The organism is Colwellia psychrerythraea (assembly GCF_000764225.1).
In the GTDB taxonomy this organism is placed as follows: domain Bacteria; phylum Pseudomonadota; class Gammaproteobacteria; order Enterobacterales; family Alteromonadaceae; genus Colwellia; species Colwellia psychrerythraea_D.
The window spans coordinates 20,200-40,166 of record NZ_JQED01000012.1; the positions used below are offsets into that span (position 1 = coordinate 20,200).

Sequence of the window (19,967 nt, forward strand, 5' to 3'; positions counted from 1 at the left end):
TATTTCAAGAATACTCATCATTTATTACCTAATTTTTTTTAAACATGCCTATCTGATTCAATATTTTTTTTAATGAATTAACGCATTGTGCTTGGGTTCGTGTTACGTTTACTAAGATATAGTTAATAACTTCATTGATGAGTTATTGGTTTATTAAGTTTTCTATATACCAAACGGATGAGGAAATATATAGGGTCCCTCACTACTAAGGTATAAGCTTATATATTCAAATTTCGAAAAATTAATCACAAGCTTGTTTTTACATTTCTATCTCTTTCTTTAACACCACTCATTATTTTTGCCTATATCAGTATCAATATGGCAAGCGATTCCATTCAGGCACAAGCGTTCAGTCAATTAGAATCTGTGCGTTCGATAAAAAAAGTACAAATTTCTAACTACCTCTCCTCATTAAAAGCCAGTTTGCAGGTATTAAATGATGATCCTTATGCGTCTGAAGCCTTCAATGCTTTTGATAAAGCATTAACTACTGATGGATTAAATAGCGATGCTTGGCGACAAGCTGAGAATCAATATGCAGAGCGCTTTATTAAAATTAATAAAGTAAATGCTTGGTATGATCTCTTTTTTATAAATTTACAAGGTGACATTATATTCACTGCGGCAAAAGAGTCTGACTTGGGGAGTAATATTGCTCTATCTGGTCTTAATCAAACCAGTTTGGGTGATGCATTTCAAAGTTCACAACAAAGTAGCTTAACTGAAATATCAGTTACCGACTTTAAACCATACCCACCTTCCAACGATGAACCGGCTGCATTTATAATGACAAAGCTTAGTAGCATATCTGGAAAACACATTGGTTATGTTGCGCTACAATTTCCTTTGAACAAAGTGAACGAAATAATGCAACAACGTGATGGTATGGGGGCTACTGGAGAAACGTATCTAGTCGGTGAAGACCGTCGAATGCGCTCAGACTCCTTTTTAGATCCAACAGGTCATTCTGTTATTGCATCTTTTGCTGGCAGTATCAGTAAAAATGGTGTGAACACCGATGCAGTTAAAGCGGCTTTTGCTGGTGAGACTGCAAGTCGTATTATTATTGACTATAACGGTAACAGCGTACTTTCTTCGTTCAGTACTATAGACTTAGGCGGGTTTAAATGGGCCCTTATTGCTGAAATTGATGAAGCAGAGGCTTTTGAAACTTCAAAGAGTCTTATCAATATTACAGCAGTGATAGTCACCCTTGTATCCGTGATTATCACTATTATAGCTATTGTTATCGCTAAAAATATAAGTGGTCCTATCTTACAGGCAGTTGCCATAGCGCAACGGGTATCTTCTGGAGATTTAACCGCTGATATTGACGTTGATCAAAGTGATGAGTTAGGTTTATTGCAACAAGCAATGCATGACATGATTGTTAAGTTAAAAGATATGGTTGGGCATATCGCTAGCTCTGCCAATCAACAAGCCGCAGCTTCCCAAGAGCTCTCTAGCATTACCGAATTAACCGATGAAAATGTGTCTCGCCAACATCTAGCAACTGAGCAAGTAGCAACGGCAATCAACGAAATGAGTGTTTCCATTGATGAGGTTACGCAAAACACTGCTGAAGCTTCCAATGCTGCTGATACTTCAACTAAACTAGTCCACATTAGCTCTATTACGGTTAATGAAACTATAGAGCAAATTGTACAACTATCTGATGACATCACTAAATCAAAAGTCTTAATTGATGATGTCCAAGCAGGTACCAAAGATATAGCCAATATTTTGGTCACGATTAAAGGAATAGCCGATCAAACAAACTTGCTCGCGTTAAACGCCGCAATAGAAGCAGCAAGAGCAGGAGAGCAAGGTCGAGGTTTTGCTGTGGTCGCTGATGAAGTGAGAAACTTAGCGCAAAATACCCAAAATTCTACCGTAGAAATCGAAAAAATGATCAAATCATTAGAGCAAAACGTCAGTGCTGCAACCGATTCTATGATTGCAGGTACCGATCAGGCGCAATTAATCGTTGATAAAACTCATGAAGTAACACAATCGTTAGCAGAAGTTGAGTCTTCTGTATCGATGATATCTGATATGAACATTCAAATATCAACTGCCACTCAACAACAAAGTGAAGTTGCCCGAGATATTAACCAGCAAGCAACACAGATAAGTGATATTTCCATTGAAACAGGTGAAAGTACCAAAGAAATAGCTTCTGCTAGTGATGAATTAGCTGCTTTAGCAGTAGAGCTAACAGATCAAGTTAACGCCTTTAAAGTATAAATTTCATGCTTAATAATAAATAGTGAAGCGAGTCATAAATCATAACTAGCACATTAACAATGTCGATGAATACACAAAAAAGCCCGAGTAGACAAGAGTCACTAGGGCTTTTTAGTTTTTCTAATTGTTTGCATGTTAGTCACTGATTAATAATCATTAAGTGGCTAACAATGACGACTCATTTATCTAAAAAGAGCATTATTATACCCCGAGTTGTTCAGCCTTCTCTATTTCATTGGCAATAGCTTGCGGTGAGCCTGTATTGCGACATAACCAATAATAGGCACCTGGCACTATAAACAAAGTAAATATGCTTGCTAATGATACCCCAGCGAAAATAACCACACCAATAACCATACGGCTCTCTGCCCCTGGTCCAACAGCCAAGACTAAAGGAATAGCACTTGTTACAGTGGTAAATGTAGTCATCACAATTGGTCTCAGTCTTTGTTGTGCTGCGCTGATTAATGCCGCTTCAAAAGCAAGTCCTTTATCACGTAATTGATTAGCAAACTCAACAATTAAAATACCATTTTTTGCCGCTAAACCAATCAACATCACAATGCCAATTTGGCTATAAATGTTTAAACTCATACCCATAAGTTCTAACCCTGTTAGGGCTCCAACCAATGCCAATGGTACGGTAAGTAATATAACAAAAGGATGAATAAAGCTTTCAAACTGTGCAGCTAGCACCAAGTAAGTAATTAGTAGTGCAAGTAAAAACACAAACAAGATAGAATTGCCTGACTCTTTTAGTAATAACGACTCACCTTTATAATCAACTTGCACATGTTCCGGCAATTTATTTTTAGTGACATCAACGAGAAAATCTAACGCATCTCCTAACGCATAACCGTCGGCTAAGTTCGCCGTCACCGTAATGCTTCGTAAGCGATTATAACGATTTAACCTAGAGGAAGTTGCATTTTCACCAATATTGAGTAGGTTAGCCAATGGAATCAATTTATCTGTAGTTCTTGAACGAACATAGAGGTTATCGATATCCGTTGGGCTTTGGAATTGTTTTTCATCGCCTTCAACAATCACATCATATTCTTCACCACGGTCAACGAAGGAAGTAACACGACGTTGTCCTAACATGGTCTCTAAGGTTTGCGCTATGTCTCCTACTGGCACACCCAAATCATAGGCACGTTCACGGTCTATTTGAACTAATAACTGAGGATAGGTTTCTTTATAGTCACTGTTAATATTCGACAGATTAGGGGTCTTTTGTGCTTCTGTGATCAAAATATCACGCCATTGAGCTAACTCTTCAAAAGTATTACCCTGTAAAACAAATGACACTGGCGCGTTACTGCCACCGCCACCACCAATACCACGACGCATAATAGCAAAAGCACGCACATCAGTAACATTTTGCACGTCACGGTTGATTTTATTAATAAAGCTAAAGGTATCAATACTACGTTTATCCCATTCAGGTAAACCTACAATGGCAATACCACCACTACCACCAAAGCCAGGAACACGTACTAATACTCGGTCTAGCTCCCCTTCAGCTTGATAACCTAGCAGCTTCTCTTCAATTTCATGCATATTTTTAACATTACTTTCGTAACTAGCGCCCTCTGCGCCTTGCATAATTAAAAAGAAATTCCCACGGTCTTCCTTGGGTGTGTATTCAGAGGGTAATTTATTAAATAATAAAAATACTGCCGCTAGTGATAAACCCAGCACAAGAACAATCAACAATGGTTGATGAATACTACTTGCTAATGCTCGACCATAGGCTGCTTCAAAGCGTGCAAAAGCACGATCAAGCTTTTGTCCAAATGAAGAACTTCGCTCTCTATGCTTTAACATTTTTGAACACATCATGGGGGTCAGTGATAAGGCTGTCAGGCTTGAAAAAACCACCGCTGCAGCAATCGCAATAGCAAACTCGGTAAATAAACGTCCCATATTGCCAGATAAAAAGACCAGAGGTACAAATACAGCAACCAATACTAACGTAGTGGCGACAACGGCAAAGGCGACTTCCCTGCCCCCTTCGTATGCAGCCATTAAAGGCGATTGACCATTTTCAATGCGACGATAAATATTTTCAAGTACCACAATCGCATCGTCCACAACAAGACCAATGGCGAGTACCAATGCTAATAAGGTAAGTAAGTTAATTGAAAAACCAAACCAAGAAAGTGCCATCATCGAACCAATTAAGGCAACAGGTACAGTAACAGCGGGAATTAAGGTAGCACGAACATTCCCAAGGAATAAAAAGATAACTAAAACAACCATTAACATGGCAATAATTAAGGTATTATATACTTCATCGATAGAGCCTTGAATAAATACCGAACTATCATAACTATTGGTGATGGTCGTGCCCACTGGAAGGGAATCACGAATAGCGATCATTTCTTCTCTAGCCGTTTTAACCACATCCAAGGTATTGGCTTTCGATTGTTTGATGACCCCCAGTCCCACCATGTTTTTACCATTACCGCGGAACATGTTTTCATCATCTTGTGCACCAATAAAAACGTCAGCAACATCACCTAGCCTTACTACTGACTTACTTTCAGAGTGATTGATAACCATATTGGCAAAGTCTTGCTCGGTTAAATAGCTGCGCTCAACACGAATTGAGAAGTCTCTGTCTATTGACTCTATTCTGCCTGCTGGTAATTCAACATTTTCATCGCGTAAGGTTCTTTCAATATCTTGTACGGTAATATCTCGCGCCGCCATAGAAGCACGATTCAGCCGAATTTTCATGGCATAAATTCGCCCGCCACCAACGCGTACACGAGCAACACCATCAACGACGGCAAACCGGTCAACGATATAACGATTAGCGTAATCGGTAAGCGCTAACGTACTCATGGTTTCACTTTGTAAAACAAACCAAACAATCACACTCTCATCGTCATTAGCTTTAGAGACTTCAGGTGGATCAGCCTGCTCTGGTAAGTTGTTTAATGCACGAGAAATACGATCACGCACATCATTTGTCGCAGCATCAATATCGCGATCTAAATTAAACTCAATGGTAATACTTGACCGCCCAACACGACTATTAGAGTTAATCGTTTTAACCCCTTCAATACCACTGATTCTATCTTCCAATAATTGGGTTATTTTCGTTTCAACAATAGCGGATGAAGCCCCAGGGTATGAGGTAACAATATTCACGACCGGTGGATCAATATCAGGGTATTCGCGTAACGGTAATAATAGAAAAGCTACAATACCAAACGTTATAATAAGTAAATTTAATACCGTTGCAAAAACAGGTCTTTTAACCGACAAATCAGAAAGGATCACTAGGTTTTGCTCCCGTTTTCAGCGGTAGTTTTCTTGGCATTCTCATTAGCTGATTTGCTTTGTTTCTCTACTACTTCAGCTTCAGCAACTTGGTCAATAATACTCACCGATGAGCCGTCACGCAGTTTAAGTGCGCCTTCAACAACGACATGTTCACCTTCCTGTAAGCCTGATAAAACTTCCACCACACCAGGATGGCGACGACCAATTTTTATTGTTTTTCGTATTGCTTTCCCGTCACTTTCTACAAAGACATAATGATCATCTTCAATTGGAATGATACTGCTTTCAGGTAATTGCAATATATTTTCAACTTGTAATAACACACTAATATTGAGCAACATGCCGGGGTGAAGCTTCAACGCCTCATTATTAATACTCGCACGTACTTTGATACTTCGTGTACTTGAATCAATGCGACTATCAATCGCGGTAATTTTACCAATGAATTCTTTATCTTGATAAGCAGTATTCACTGCACTCACCTGTTGACCAACATGAATATCTGTTAATAAACGCTCAGGTAAGTGAAAATCTACTTTGATAATACTCAGATCATCTAAGCTAGTAATGACATCACCCGCATCAATATAAGCACCTTTGCTTGCCTCACGAAATCCCAAGACTCCCGCAAATGGCGCACGAATAGTTAAATCATTTAATTTAGTGCGAGCACTCATCAGCTGCGCTTCAATCGCCTTTGTTTTTGCGTCTTGCTGATCAACGAGTGATTTTGACGTTGCTCGACTAGAAAGTAACTCGGTAAGCCTTTTTAAATGCGCTTGTGATTCTGACAAGTTAGCTGTTAATTCACTCACTTTTGCCAGTTCTTCTTGATTATTCAACTTGACTAATACCGCACCTTTTTCCACTCGTTGACCATCATCAAAGTAGATTTCATCCACAAGGTCTGAATATTTACTGGTAATAACGACTTGTTCATTTGCTCGGGCTGTACCAACAGCTTCAACACTTTCAATAAATTCAGCCAGTAATACAGGTACCATTTTTACCGCCACAACACGCTTAAATGTACTTTTTTCTTGGGTAGCTTCAGGCCATTGCAAATAAGTAATTAAGACTACTAAGATAACGACGATAACGAATAAGGGTAAACGACTAGTAAAAGATCGGGTATTTTCGGGCGCTGTAGGCACAGACTTATTTGACATAAAATTCTCTAATAGCATATTGATAGCGAAGTAAAATTGTACTCATTGACTATAACCCATAGCCTAATTAATAGCATTTACCTAGAAGGTAACTTAGCTTAAAATATTAACCACTTAACGCAAATTAATGCAAACGAGATAACTCCTTGAACAAATTAGCCGTACTAGCCTTTGCCCTATTATTATTTTTTAGCACCATGTTATGGTATCTCGCAAATAGCTCATTAAATGATTACCTAAAAAGCCAAGTCATTTTGCAAAGTAATTACTATAGTTCGCAAGAGGCAAAGCTACTCAATGCAAGCTACTCAGATACCACTGGCACCACGCACTTTACTGGTTTTTCGCTAAGTAATATTAACGGCTTTACTCAGCCCATACTGTTGAAAGCAGATAATATCAACGCACAACTCGCAAAAGTCCCCACTCGTCAACTGGACTCCCCTAGCATACAGAAGAAAACCACCACTATAGTGCACGTGGAAGAACTCCGCTTAGGCAATCTGCAAGCTTGGTCAGAAGTTGCTCAAGATAGTCCACATGCAAAAACTAATCTAGACGCTTTACTTGAGCAAGTTAACATGAAACTGGCAACAGACTATCCCGCTCTATACCCACAAATAAGTGCTAAGATTTATGCAAAAATGTATCCAGAACGAAGTGAAAAATTGGCACTAGAATCGTTAGAAACAAGTCCGAAAGTACAAGCAGTTGAGAACAACCAAGCAATTATTGCTTCAAACGAAGCTAAACAGAAAAAACGCCTTTTAGGCAAAGCGGTTACTCGAGTAAAAATAACTTCAGTGATTATTGATGAACTTACTTTATATATTACTAAGGATAATCAACTGCAAAGCAAGCAGTTTAAAAATATACAATTAGGCAGTTTTGGCGATGAAAACGGTCTGGAGAGTAACCAGTTAGGTGGTGAGCTACTAAAACAAATACTTCAACACTTGATCAGCATTGAAAAGTAAGTACACACGAACATTTTTACTACCTCTTTAATGAATTTTTCTTATTTACTAAAAATTCATTAAAGTTCACCTAATGCTGCCGATACAGATCAAAACAATACCGTTTTATCACTGTTCTTATCAAACCACTGTAAGTTGTGAAAACTATGTCATCTGCTATGAAACAATTAATTTCTGTTACCGACTTGAAGGGTAATTATACCTATGTAAATCAAGCATACTGCCAAATCACTGGCTACCAAGAGAGCGAATTACTCAATACTGATACCCGTAGTTTAACCCATGAAAATATGCCTAAGGTAGTGCTTGATGAATTATCTGAAACCTTAGCAAAAGGCTTTTCATGGCATGGGCTATTACAACTAAAAAGTAAAACAGACAATAACATCTGGCTTGATGTTTTTATTACTCCCCAATATAGCCAAAGTAAAATAACAGGTTTTCAATGCATTAGTTCAATTGCAGACAGTTCACTTGCGAGTAATGCTGAACGCATCTATCAAGCACTTAATAACAAAAATAGTTGGGTAACGTTTGAGTTTACCAAAAACCATAAATTTATTTTTCTCATTTTACTGTCTATTTTAGCGCAAGGTATTATTTTCACTCAACTTGGCTTGTTTGCATCAATTGTTGCCGGATTAAGCGCCATAACGCCCGTTCTGGTTTTTTGGTCTGATATCATTCCAACCGCAATGCGTGCCCAGCGTATGCAAAGCGTCTTTGATTCTGTATCTCGTAAAGTATATTTTGGCAAAGGCACGGCCAGTGTTTTTGATTTTAATTTTTTACTATTAAAAACCAAAATTAGAGCTATCATTGAACGTACGCTTGATGCTGCTAAGCCGATAAAAGCTGTAATGGCAAAAGTAAGCCAAGGTTTAACGGATACTAGAACAACATTAGCACAGCAAAAAAATGATTTAGAACAGCTCAGTACCGCAATGAGCCAAATGCAGGGTTCTACCCAAGATATTGCCCAAAACACGGTTAATGTTGCAAGCGAATTAGAAGTAACTTTTGAGCACTGTGAGCAGTCTCAACAAAGCATTTATGAAACGAGTGACAAAATAAGCCATTTGGCGCAATCGGTAGAAAGTGCATCAAGCTCAGCTGATAGCTTAACGCAATCAGCAAATAATGTCGGAGCATTGATGGAAGAAATTCAATCCATTGCTGACCAAACAAACTTGTTGGCATTAAATGCAGCCATTGAAGCCGCACGTGCGGGTGAGCACGGCCGAGGATTTGCCGTCGTTGCCGATGAAGTGCGTAGCTTGTCTTCTCGAACTCAAGATTCTGCAGTAAAAATTCACCAACGCTTAACCATTATGTTAAATACCATAGAGGAATGGGTGGCCTTGATGAATAAAAATAAAGATGAAGCGCAGTTCTGTGTTGATAGTGCTCAAGCATCCCATCAGCAAATTAACTCTGTGGTCGAAAAAATGCAAAATATTAACCAAGCGGCGACTCAAATTGCTACCGCCGCTGAAGAACAGTCTTGCGTATCTCACGAAATAAATAGCCATTTAACGGATATTGCACAAAATACCGACTCGACTTGGCAGCAAACTGACAATGTCGCTGAGCAAATGGAACAGTTAGCAAAAAGTGTCGATGATATTGCCGACTTAGCGAGCACCTTTGTCCCCAAAAAGTAACTAAATAAGAACTTTTCATGACTTGGAAAAACACGCAAAATCACTATGGCTCTTTGTCAATTAAAATGCATTGGTTAATGATGGTTTTAATGATTTTTGTTTTTGCCAGTATCGAAAGCAGAGTATTTTTTGAAAAAGGCACGGACCTGCGAGACCTGTTCAAAATGTGGTATTTCATGCTCGGTTTGTTGGTCTTTATTTTAGTCTGTGCGCGACTTTATCTTCGCAGCGTACAAGTGATTCCTCAGATAATCCCACCACTTTCAGCGCTTCAGGCTAGAGGCGCCCATATGGCACACTTGTTACTTTATATTTTCATGATTGTCATGCCAATCTTTGGTTGGTTTGTGCTGAGTGCAAAAGGCAAAGTTATCCCCTTTTTCGGACTAGAGCTACCTGCCCTTATCGCCTATGACAAAGGTTTTGGCAAAGTATTAGAAGGCTGGCACAAAGAGATTGGCTCGTGGGGTTATTATCTCATCGCGTTTCATGCGGTAGCCGCGTTAGTGCATCACTATATTCAAAAAGATGACACGCTAACACGTATGTTACCAGTTAAGAGAAAACACTAGGGAACTAACTCTTCACTCGTTTCTACAAAAACAGTCTTACTGCCATCACAATGCAAGTCTGCTATTAACTGCGGCGATCCATCATCATGCAGCTCTAAATAACCCAAGCCACTTTTAGGTTGCAAACGTTGATGACCTAACTTCAATTTCTGTGCTTGCTCATCAACCATTAATTTACGTCCTTTAATACGCATAGAGCGACGTTTGGTAAATAAATTAAGGGGCGAATAAGGTCCATAAAACCAACGATTCATCCGATCAAATAAACCAATGAGCGGTTGAGGGAATTGGTTCTTAATGCCACTGGAAGTGATTTGCCAAATATGAGGTGAGTGGTGACGAAACCTCAATTCAACATCATAAACAAACGAGTAATGCACATCGCCTGATAGAATAACAAAGTGCTCAGGTGTTTTAGGGTGCTTGAAAATATTTAATAAGGTACTGGCAGCGCCAGGGTGCGCCATCCAATTTTCAGCATCTACCGCTAATGGCTGTCCTGCTAACGTGGCAATTCGTTGAATAGTTTCGATCACTTTAACACCAAAAATAGGCGCTGGTGACACCAATAATATAGCGTTATGACCTATTAATTCTTGTTGTAATTCACACAAAGCTTCCCAATCCATTAACCCTGAAGGATCGTCTAAGGCCTGTTCCGAGCGCCAGCGTCGTGTTCGGCTATCAAGCACGACTAATTTTGGTTTACTATCAAGGGTGTATTGCCAGTGGGAGAACTTCAATAAATAATCAATGAATGTGTCTTGAGCGCATAAATTCTGTGAATTTAGGTCTTGTTGCGCTGAATTTAACCCTTTTCGATTTGCATTTTCCACTTGGTACGCATTGGCAACCTGATAAAAGTCCCCCTCAAATTGTTTAGGATCATTACCCCAACCTTGGCATAACCAATAAGCAAACAAACTATTGCCGATAATACGTTTTGCCAATGGATCTTGATAAGCAGCCTGCTCCCATACAGCCGTTAAATTCCAATCATCAGTCACATCATGGTCATCAAAAATCATGTACGTTGGCGTATGTGCAAGCAAGCGCTGAACTTTACCTAAGCCGCATACAAAGTTTTTAATCGCAGCTAATTCTTGCTGATGAATCGCTTGGTATTTATTAGGTACTTTAAAGCCTTCCAATGTCACATGCTGCCATAAGGTAGGTGACCACACTAAAAAATACATTGCCATATTCTCAGCAAACGTCATCACATGATTGTGTGCATAAGTAGAGGTAAAAATGGGTTGTTGTTTGATCGGTCGAAACCAAGCAGCTGTTGAAGCACTTTTAGGCAATAGTAACTCACGCTGAAAGTATTGCTCGCTAAATTGATAAAGCTCACTACCGCAAGTAATACCTTGCTTTGCTAAATTTTCATCACTAAAACTTTCATCATTTAACCCTAATAATGCAATGACTTGATGTATAGCATATAGCGTTACACCAGCAACATGATCAGCATAAATTTGATCGCCAGACATCATCAACAACGCCGGCCTTTTCTCATTATCTAATAAGGTTTGTCCTACTAATTTATCGCCTGCTATTAAACTATCAGAGCTTTCATGATGTGGATTCCGACAAGAGCCATGCAGTAAGTTATTAAGGTTTTCTTGGATTATAAATGAAGGGCGAATGTTATTGTTATAGGCTAAATGCGGAATAATATCAGCTAAACATTTACTATTATCTTCGGGACCGAAAGTCGCGGTTATATCATTATTGCATTGAGTGTTTTTATTACCTGTGTCAAGGCTATTGGCTGAGTCCGCCAACCTTAAATCATACTCAATATAAGTCTCTACCGGTAAGTTAATACTTACATCCAATAAATGAACAACCGCTTTTTCTCCAACTCGAAAAGTTGATAAATTACTTTCATCAAGCCCTTCGGTAAAGATTAAGGTACCTGTGCTTGTCGTATTTTCATTTGCGCTATCATCAGTTGAGATATCGCTTTTTAAGTAACAGCAAAGTTCTCCTCGACACTCAAACGGACTAAGCCACCACAACACTACTTGTTGCGATGTTAAACGTCGTAATATTGGCCCTACTAAAATTTCTGCTAACACTTATGTCTCTATTATTTTTAAAGTTATCAATTAAATAAAATATTGAGGGTGTTTATCTCGTAAATTTCGCTCAATAGCAAGATGAAATTGTTACCTTATGCGACTTCCTCAAACAGCTTAGTTCTGAAAGTTTAGTTGCTTACTTATTTTGGCATATCACAATGCTATTACAAATCCTTCATATTTACTTAACTCACTTCTTAACTCACTTATAAATTAACTTATTAACAGTCTACATCGTATAAATTCTTCATCACAATAGCTAAGCCTTGGCTAACTTCTGTTTCATCCATTGCCGCAAAGCCCAACCGAATAAAACGGTAGTCTTTGCTAGATGAATCACCAGATAAGTCATTCATTAAATTGCTCGCTAAGTTACCAGCAAAGTGATCCGGCCACTCTTGAAGCCTACTAAATTCCTCTTCAGTTTGTAGGTAAACGTGCTGTGGCAGTAACTTCTCTTTAAGTCCAATAATCGACTTACCAGTATCAAGCCATATCGCCATACCACCAGCAGGTATTTCAAAGCATAAAGGTAGACCTTTTTCTTGATAGGCTCTTAGTTGTTCAACCATAAAATCACGACGCTTTTGATATATGCGTGTCATACGACGTAAATGTGCTTCAAAGCCCCCCTGTTGCATCCATTTAGCCACCGATTGCTGAACCAAAACATTACACTTATGATTCATCACCATTTTATAAGCAGCTACTCGTTCAATTAGGGCATTATTTGCGACAACATAACCAATGCGAGCACCGCCAAACATCAGTTTTGAAAAAGTAGAGATGTAAATAACTAAACCTGAGGGATCATCAGCAGCCATAGGTGCAATGGGTTGGCTATCATAATGAAATTCATGATCATAATCATCCTCTACAATCGCAACACCATATTGCACCGCTAATTGATAAATTTGCATACGCCTAGAGATATCTAAAGACACTGTCGTTGGATATTGGTGTAATGGTGTAAGGTAAAGTAACTTTACTTTACCTTGCGCAAAAACTTGCGCTAAATGTTCAGGGTCTATGCCTCGTTCATCTTGTTTCACAGCGGCTAAAGTCGCGCCTGTACGCTCAAAGGCGGCCCAAGCAGGCGGGTAACCTAATTGTTCAACGGCAACTTTATCACCGGGTTGAAGAAGTAACTGTGAAATTATATACAAGGCTTCTTGCGAGCCATTGCAGATCATCAATTCTTTATCTGTAATAGAGCGGACGCGTCGTAAATACTTAGCTATCTCTTCAATAAGCTCAGCTTCTCCCCGACTATCACCGTAACTTAAATCATCAATTTTAGGTCGCTGACATGTTTGTGAAAAGTGGCTTTTAAACTCATCAAAGGGAAACTTCCTGATATCAGGCTGACCACCAGAAAAGTTATAACGATAATGGCTGGCTTTAACTTTTGGCATAACGGCAACGTTTTGTTCTACTCGAAACTTCCAGTCAAAATGTTGCGAAACTTGCGCCATTTTTATTATAGTACGACTGCTTTGAATCGGTAGGTTTGCGACGACTTTATAACCTGAGCGCTCTCTTGCTTCAACCCAACCTTGTGCCACTAACTCAGCCAATGCGGCCATAATAGTATGACGATTTACTGATAACTGTAGAGCAAGTTTTCGCGCAGAAGGTAACGCTTCTGTCGGTGCTAATTGCCCTTCTTTAATTGCTTTTCTCAAGGCATCAGCAATTGCCAAATACTTTGCTTGTTTCCTCGGTAATTTACTTGGGTCTGAGTATTTAAAATCTACTTTCAACATTAACGCTTTCAATCTGGTCTACCAAGTTGTCAATATCTGGTTGTAGTAGTTATACCAAAGTCAATCATAATGACAAGCATAATAACAACTATTACCTAACCTTTTATGGAGCAACTTATGTTACAACCGACACTCACACCAACCACGCTAGAAACCAGCTTAATAAAATTAGAGCCCATGAATTTACATCACTTAAATGGCTTTTGCTCAGCCGGAAATTACCCACAGGTTTGGCAGCATATGCCCATTAATCGTTGTCAAAGTTTAGACGTTGCTACGGCATGGATGACTGAAGCGATTGATGAAATGAGCCAAGGTTTACAAATAGCTTTTGTCACCATTGATAAGAAAAGCAATAAAATCATAGGTTCGACACGCTTGTTTCGTTGCAATAATAAAGACAAAAGCATTGAGATTGGCCATACGTTTATCACGCCTGATTTCCAACGCAGTTACGTTAACTCACATGCAAAATACTTAATGTTAAAACATGCCTTTGAACACTTAGGCATGGCACGGGTTGAAATTTGTACTCATGAAAATAACCAGCAATCTCGACATGCAATAGCCCGTATAGGTGGTCACTTTGAAGGTATTTTGAGAAAGCATCGTCGTGCAACCAATGGGGATTATCGAAATACTGCAATGTTTAGCGTCATTGATGATGAGTGGGCGCAAGTAAAACAGTACTTGTTGAGTACAGGAAGAAGCCTAGAGGAATTTAATCATGTATCCAGCTAAGCATTATCAAGCAAGTAAGGAAAACATTAGCCATTATCATGACATTATTGAGAATAATCCCTTAGCAACACTATTGTTTAATCATAAGTCAGAGATTGACGTTAGTCATATCCCTTGTCATTTTTCACTCAAGACTTCTAGCTCTACCATACATGAGCTTGAGAGAAACACGCTGACAGCTCATGTGAGCAATCATCACCCCTTGGCTGAAGTGCTAAAGCATTCATCAACAGTAGCCTTGCAATTAATTTTTCATGGTGAAGATGCTTACATATCACCGCGTGATGTTGCTAAACAACATAACCAAGCGCAAAGCGTACCCACGTGGAATTATGCCAAGGTACATGTATCGGGTATAGCTCGTGAGATAAAAAATAGTGATGAAAAATATCGATATATGGCAGCCAGTACCGCTTACTTTGAACATCGCCTAGGGAGTAATAACAGGACAAAACCTTGGTCAATAGAAGAAGCGCCGGCGATTGCCATACAAAAAATGCTTAATGCTATTACCGTTTTTGACATTACCATTACTCACCTTGAAGGCAGATTTAAGCTCAGTCAAAATAAACCCAAAGCAGTACAAAAGGAACTAGCAGAACAATTAACTACAAGAGGAGCGCAAGACTTGGGACAACTCATGCTTGCGCTTTAACAGAAAGACCGAGTGATTAACCTTTTAACAATAACGAAGTGTATTTTCATTAAGTCGTTTTCTCTTTAAATTTTGATCTATTTGGCAATACAATCGTGGTTAACAAGATTCAAATTATAATCACTAATTTAAAGAGTGAAGCTGACATCGATGGATAAATGTTGGATATTAACTAGTGCCACATTCGAGACATTAGGTAGTTGGTACTTAACGCTGATTTGGATTATATTTTGTATCGATAACGCCTAAATCACTAGTTGCTGAGGTTTGGCGTTTTTCAGCCAAAGCTTCAGCAACCTGAGTGTATATTTTTGTTCTACTTTGACCTATGTGACTCGTGACATAATCCCATATACTAAATCAAATCACTCGCCAATGGTGCCAAAATAGATTCGTTTGTTTGAATTGGCGCACATGCTTCAACGCATCCACTCAAATTCAATTATTAATGCATCATAATTTTGGCCTTAGATTCTCAATAACTTCTGTGCTCACCCAATATAAATTTGATAATTCGTTTTCTTCGTTAGCTGCAGGCAAGGTTAAATTCAAAAATCCGTTGCTTTCGAGCGTGACGGTTCAAGTCCGTCCTTCGGTACCATTTCAAGTTTTTATAGCTTGAAAACAATAAACCAGCAATGTGCTGGTTTATTGTATCTAGAATTTGACTTTCTTTATGCAGGTGAGGCCGTGTTTGTGCTTGCTAATTAACAGAAACTAAAGTGTTATTAGCTAATGTGTATCTGACCCTATTTACTTATATTTATTCTTTTGACTTTGACTTTGACTTTGACTGCAAGTTTTTTAACCATCTCAAACCGTGTGCTGCCACCAGAGGAGACGAATCACTATGCCCATAGCCCTCAGCAACAACGTTCTCTATTGAAGCTATTCCCTTATATTTTTTATTGCTTAATTGCATAACAAAATCTTCGACAAATGGCCCTGTCTCTTTCTCTAATTCACCATAAGAAGTTAAGACATTAATCGCAGACTGTGGATTTTTTAACGCGGCATGTTCTTGAGCAAAGAGTGTAGGAACTGCCTCGTCCAATGCACTACCGAGAATGTAATTTTTAAATGAGTCGGGTTGTGTCATTAGTGCGTAAACACCAAATACTCCACCTGCGGAAAAACCGAAATAGGTTCGATTGTTTGGTTCGGTTCGGTAATTACTTTCTACATAGTTAAAAACATCTTTGCGAATAAAAGCTAGGTGCTTATCAGCTAAGCCAAATTTTATTTTGGGATGTTTTGTACTAATGACTTTCTTATATGTGTAATCCATAAAACGACTGACATGAACCCCATATTGCTTCCTTAAATCATCTGAAATGTCTTTCTGCCAGGAGATGCCTACTAAAATAACTTCATCTCTCCAAACCATATATGAGGCAGAGGATAATAATGCGATATGCTCGACAGCATCTGTAAAGTAAATCACTGGGTAGTTTTTGTCCTTATTTTTCTCGTAACTAGCCGGTAGTTTGATGAGTAGCTCGTATTGTTTATCCGATATCGTATCTTTAATCGGAACAACTTGTGTTCCAGGCACAGAGTATAATTTGTACTCACTTGCTCCAACATTGAAAAAAGGTAACAAAAACAAAAAAACTAAAATCTTTCTCATATTAAATCACTCACTTGTAAATTATAAAATTGTTTGACAGGTCCTTGCTATTAATCAACACAGGCTTGATAAAAACCTATTTACCAAAAGTGTTAATTAACCACTTTTTATCCTATCGGTATTAATAAAACTACGTGCATTGCTAATGCTGTGAAAAAACTACAGCGGAGAGGAGGTTTAAGCAACTTAAGTCTTCTTAAGTCTTCTTAAGTCGCGGTTATTGAGTAACCTAAGCGATAGGTTAACATTGTGATTAGTTAGTATTATCAATATGTTGGCGCGCTTAATTGGTTTTGCATGTCTTGTGGGCAATTTAGGAAGTATAAGGTTCAGATAGCATAGCTGGGTCTCATGGTTTTGACTTAAATGAAAGCCCATTTAGGGCAAAGCTGTTTTAGTTAATGCTAATAAAATACGATTAATGACAGGTCAGCCAGGTTAAAAACAAAGAATAGATTTATAGATAAAGGTATACTCTCCTAACAATAAAATCACCTCTACTCTTTGGATACATTCTTGGAACATAGTCAGCGATATCAACTGGGTTCGTGGGTAATTTGTCCCCAATCCAATACCATAACAAATAAAGCTGACACGCACTCTATCGAAAATAAAAGCATGCAAGTGCTGTTGTTTTTAATTCTCCATAGTGGAGAACAAGTCACTAAAGGCCAGATTTTTGAACATGTCTGGAAAGATAGTTTTGTGGCAGATGACATCTTATCTGTCGCGGTAAGCAAAATACGAAAAGCATTGGGCGATAATGCACGCAGCCCAACGTTTATTAAAACCCTGCCGGGTGTGGGCTATACATTAATTGCCAAAGTAAAAAAACTAGATAAACCTGAACAGGAACGGAGTAAAAAAATTGACTTCTCTAGTATATATAAGCCAAATATCACTATAGGCATCATAACCTTATTGCTAATAGCCACATCTCTGACGATGTATTTCATCAACACGAATGAAGACTCACTTGTTAATCGAATTAATATCAACTCCATTGCAGTATTGCCTTTTGACGATCTTAGTTCAACGCAGGATAATCAGCATTTTACCGATGGATTGTCCGATGCCATTATTAATCAGCTTTCCCAAATTAAACAATTAAAAGTGAGCTCTCGCTATTCTTCTTTTACTTTTCGCGGAAAATACAACGCAACAGAAATAGGTCAATCATTGAAGGTAGATGCTTTATTGGATGGAAGTGTGCAAACCATGGGGGAACAAGTTCGCATCAATGTCAGAATATTCAGTACAAAAGATGGTCAACAACTTTGGTCTAAAACCTTCGACAGTGAAAATGAGGATATATTCACCCTACAAGACAATATAAGTGATGCTATACAAGAAACAATCCAACTGGATTATGTAGCAAAAAATAGCATTGGTAGCCCAACACAGACTAAAAAAATTAATCCGCAGGCGTACGAATGGTATTTGATGGGACAATATCACTGGCGACAAAGGAACCCAATATCCCTTTCCAAGGCAGTAACTTATTTTGAACATAGTTTAGCGCTTGAACCTGAATATGCCGATGCTCATATCGGTTTAGCGATTACTTATGGGAATCTTCATCACTATGCAAATTGGAGTGAAAAAAAGTCATTCGATAAATCATTACCCCATTTAGAGAAAGCCTTGGCTTTAAAGCCGAATTCACCAATAACACTCGCGACTCAAGGTATGCTCTTGACCCTCAAAGCGGGCTATGAAACAGGTTTTGCTGATGCAGACTCAGCCTTGATTCAACAAGCACATCAGGCTTTCTTAAGTTCACTTGCCTTAGATGATAATGCCACTACTCACCGTTGGTATAGCCTATTGCTGGAGAAACTAGGTAATGAATCACAAGTTATTCAGCACATGAATAACGCAATTAAACTTAACCCGTTGTCAGCGCCTTTAAAGCGATCACTCAGTAAATATCTGCACTCCATAGGAAAACCAGATTCAGCGCAAAGAATGTATCAACGAGCTTTAATTCTAGAACCAAATCATTTATCGCATGTAGTTGACTCAACTCATGTTTTTAGAAATACGCGACAATCTATCACTGCTATGGCTGAATGGCACTCGGCAAATGCAGACATTTTTACAAATTGCTCTAGTGTTGAGTATTGCGAACAATTGGTGCTAGCTTATTTAAGTATTGGTGCAACGGATGTCGCTAATAATATTTTGGCTAACATGAGAGCTAGACACGGCCACTTTGTAAATTCTTTGAATTTGATTAAGTTCGGTTCAAAAGGAGAAGAGCAAAGTATATTATCGATTAAAGAACGCTCGGCATTAAGGCGGCCCAATAACCGAAGAGTTTTATTCGACTTAGCCGTTGCACAATTTCGTACAGAAAAATTTAAACAGGCAAAAACCAGCTTGTTGCAACTTAAGCCTGAATGGCACAGCCCCACATCTGTTGAACTAGATGATATCAACGCAGATAGCTATGTGACTCTGGTGTTGTATGCGGTGACGTTATCTAAATTAGGCGAAAAAGAGATTGCTGATAATTTGTTGCATAGCTTACAAACGTTTCTCAAGCAGAAAACAGTGTTTGATAAAATTCAAGCTGAATTTACCTTAGCCGAAATCAATGCGCAGTTAGGTAACGTGCCACAATCATTACTCCATTTGGCGACAGCATTAGAAATGGGCTGGCTTGAAACTTACGATAGAGAATGGTGGTCATTGCAGAGCAATCATCTTTTACGGCCTTTGCTTGAAGAACCTGAATTCAAATTATTACTGAAACAACACCGAGAAAAACTAAATGAATTGCGAGCGCAAGTTATCAGAAAGTTAAGCACAATTTCTAGTTCGATGGAGTAAAACCATCTTTCACAGTATTAACTTCCAATAACGATGATTGGCGAGCAGCGTCTGTTTATTATAATGCTAAAATGTGATTGAACAAGCGTTCAGTTTAAGCAAGCCGGCTTTAAAATACTTGACGTCCTTATGAATTTTTTGCTGATTTTTTCTGACGGCGATAATCAACTTATTAAGTGCATATAACGTTTTTTATGGAGGCTTCTCAGTAATATGACACAGTATAATTAGAAAATATATTGCAAATATTTTGAAGCTAACTTCCGCTTAGCGGACTATCGAGACATAATCACTTTTGCCATAAAGCCTGCCTAATATTAATTCGTT

Annotated in this window: 12 protein-coding genes; 7 read left to right on the top strand and 5 right to left on the bottom strand. The window is 38.6% G+C overall.

Annotated elements, in window-relative coordinates; genetic code table 11:
• Positions 1-318: 318 nt before the first annotated feature.
• On the top strand, positions 319-2,247 hold the full coding sequence (locus tag ND2E_RS14640; protein WP_223303562.1) for a methyl-accepting chemotaxis protein: 1,929 nt from the start codon (positions 319-321) through the stop codon (positions 2,245-2,247).
• Between the two features lie 201 nt (positions 2,248-2,448).
• Here the strand turns inward: ND2E_RS14640 and ND2E_RS14635 are convergent, their stop codons facing one another.
• Positions 2,449-5,541 carry an efflux RND transporter permease subunit gene (locus tag ND2E_RS14635; protein WP_033093140.1) on the bottom strand — a complete coding sequence of 1,031 codons (3,093 nt, stop codon included), beginning with the start codon at positions 5,539-5,541 and terminating at the stop codon, positions 2,449-2,451.
• Complete coding sequence (locus ND2E_RS14630) at positions 5,541-6,713, bottom strand: efflux RND transporter periplasmic adaptor subunit (RefSeq protein ID WP_033093141.1); 1,173 nt, start codon at positions 6,711-6,713, stop codon at positions 5,541-5,543. Before ND2E_RS14630 ends, ND2E_RS14635 begins: the two co-directional genes overlap by 1 nt.
• Positions 6,714-6,859: 146 nt before the next feature.
• Between ND2E_RS14630 and ND2E_RS14625 the strand changes: the two genes are divergently transcribed.
• The 3 genes from ND2E_RS14625 (at position 6,860) to ND2E_RS14615 (ending at position 9,926) form a co-directional block, all read left to right on the top strand.
• Positions 6,860-7,690 carry a hypothetical protein gene (locus ND2E_RS14625; RefSeq protein WP_033093142.1) on the top strand — a complete coding sequence of 277 codons (831 nt, stop codon included), beginning with the start codon at positions 6,860-6,862 and terminating at the stop codon, positions 7,688-7,690.
• A 158-nt stretch (positions 7,691-7,848) separates the two neighbouring features.
• Complete coding sequence (locus tag ND2E_RS14620; RefSeq protein ID WP_223303563.1) at positions 7,849-9,354, top strand: methyl-accepting chemotaxis protein; 1,506 nt, start codon at positions 7,849-7,851, stop codon at positions 9,352-9,354.
• 17 nt (positions 9,355-9,371) lie between these two features.
• Complete coding sequence (locus ND2E_RS14615) at positions 9,372-9,926, top strand: cytochrome b (protein ID WP_033093144.1); 555 nt, start codon at positions 9,372-9,374, stop codon at positions 9,924-9,926.
• Here ND2E_RS14615 and ND2E_RS14610 read toward each other — a convergent pair.
• A complete protein-coding gene (locus tag ND2E_RS14610; protein ID WP_033093145.1) occupies positions 9,923-12,010 on the bottom strand; it encodes a metallophosphoesterase family protein in 2,088 nt (695 codons plus the stop codon). The genes ND2E_RS14615 and ND2E_RS14610 overlap by 4 nt on opposite strands.
• A 224-nt stretch (positions 12,011-12,234) precedes the next feature.
• Positions 12,235-13,779, bottom strand: a complete 1,545-nt coding sequence (pdxR, locus tag ND2E_RS14605) for a MocR-like pyridoxine biosynthesis transcription factor PdxR (protein ID WP_150113726.1) — start codon at positions 13,777-13,779, stop codon at positions 12,235-12,237.
• Positions 13,780-13,896: 117 nt separating this feature from the next.
• On the opposite strand from pdxR, the gene ND2E_RS14600 reads away from it, so the two are divergent.
• Positions 13,897-14,520: a GNAT family N-acetyltransferase gene (locus ND2E_RS14600; RefSeq protein ID WP_033093147.1), complete on the top strand. Its 624-nt coding sequence runs from the start codon at positions 13,897-13,899 to the stop codon at positions 14,518-14,520.
• Positions 14,507-15,175: an FMN-binding negative transcriptional regulator gene (locus tag ND2E_RS14595; RefSeq protein WP_033093148.1), complete on the top strand. Its 669-nt coding sequence runs from the start codon at positions 14,507-14,509 to the stop codon at positions 15,173-15,175. Before ND2E_RS14600 ends, ND2E_RS14595 begins: the two co-directional genes overlap by 14 nt.
• Before the next feature lie 763 nt (positions 15,176-15,938).
• On the opposite strand, the gene ND2E_RS14590 is transcribed toward ND2E_RS14595, so the two are convergent.
• Complete coding sequence (locus ND2E_RS14590) at positions 15,939-16,805, bottom strand: alpha/beta hydrolase (protein ID WP_033093149.1); 867 nt, start codon at positions 16,803-16,805, stop codon at positions 15,939-15,941.
• Between the two features lie 516 nt (positions 16,806-17,321).
• Here ND2E_RS14590 and ND2E_RS22365 point away from each other — a divergent pair.
• Complete coding sequence (locus ND2E_RS22365; RefSeq protein ID WP_052056344.1) at positions 17,322-19,640, top strand: winged helix-turn-helix domain-containing protein; 2,319 nt, start codon at positions 17,322-17,324, stop codon at positions 19,638-19,640.
• Positions 19,641-19,967 lie beyond the last annotated feature (327 nt).

What these genes read in the sequence shown, in the direction of transcription:
- pdxR (WP_150113726.1), bottom strand. Translation starts at nt 13,779, where the DNA reads ATGTTGAAAGTAGATTTTAAATACTCAGACCCAAGTAAATTACCGAGG.
- ND2E_RS14615 (WP_033093144.1), top strand. Translation starts at nt 9,372, where the DNA reads ATGACTTGGAAAAACACGCAAAATCACTATGGCTCTTTGTCAATTAAA.
- ND2E_RS14620 (WP_223303563.1), top strand. Translation starts at nt 7,849, where the DNA reads ATGAAACAATTAATTTCTGTTACCGACTTGAAGGGTAATTATACCTAT.
- ND2E_RS14640 (WP_223303562.1), top strand. Translation starts at nt 319, where the DNA reads ATGGCAAGCGATTCCATTCAGGCACAAGCGTTCAGTCAATTAGAATCT.
- ND2E_RS14595 (WP_033093148.1), top strand. Translation starts at nt 14,507, where the DNA reads ATGTATCCAGCTAAGCATTATCAAGCAAGTAAGGAAAACATTAGCCAT.
- ND2E_RS14590 (WP_033093149.1), bottom strand. Translation starts at nt 16,805, where the DNA reads ATGAGAAAGATTTTAGTTTTTTTGTTTTTGTTACCTTTTTTCAATGTT.
- ND2E_RS14630 (WP_033093141.1), bottom strand. Translation starts at nt 6,713, where the DNA reads ATGTCAAATAAGTCTGTGCCTACAGCGCCCGAAAATACCCGATCTTTT.
- ND2E_RS14600 (WP_033093147.1), top strand. Translation starts at nt 13,897, where the DNA reads ATGTTACAACCGACACTCACACCAACCACGCTAGAAACCAGCTTAATA.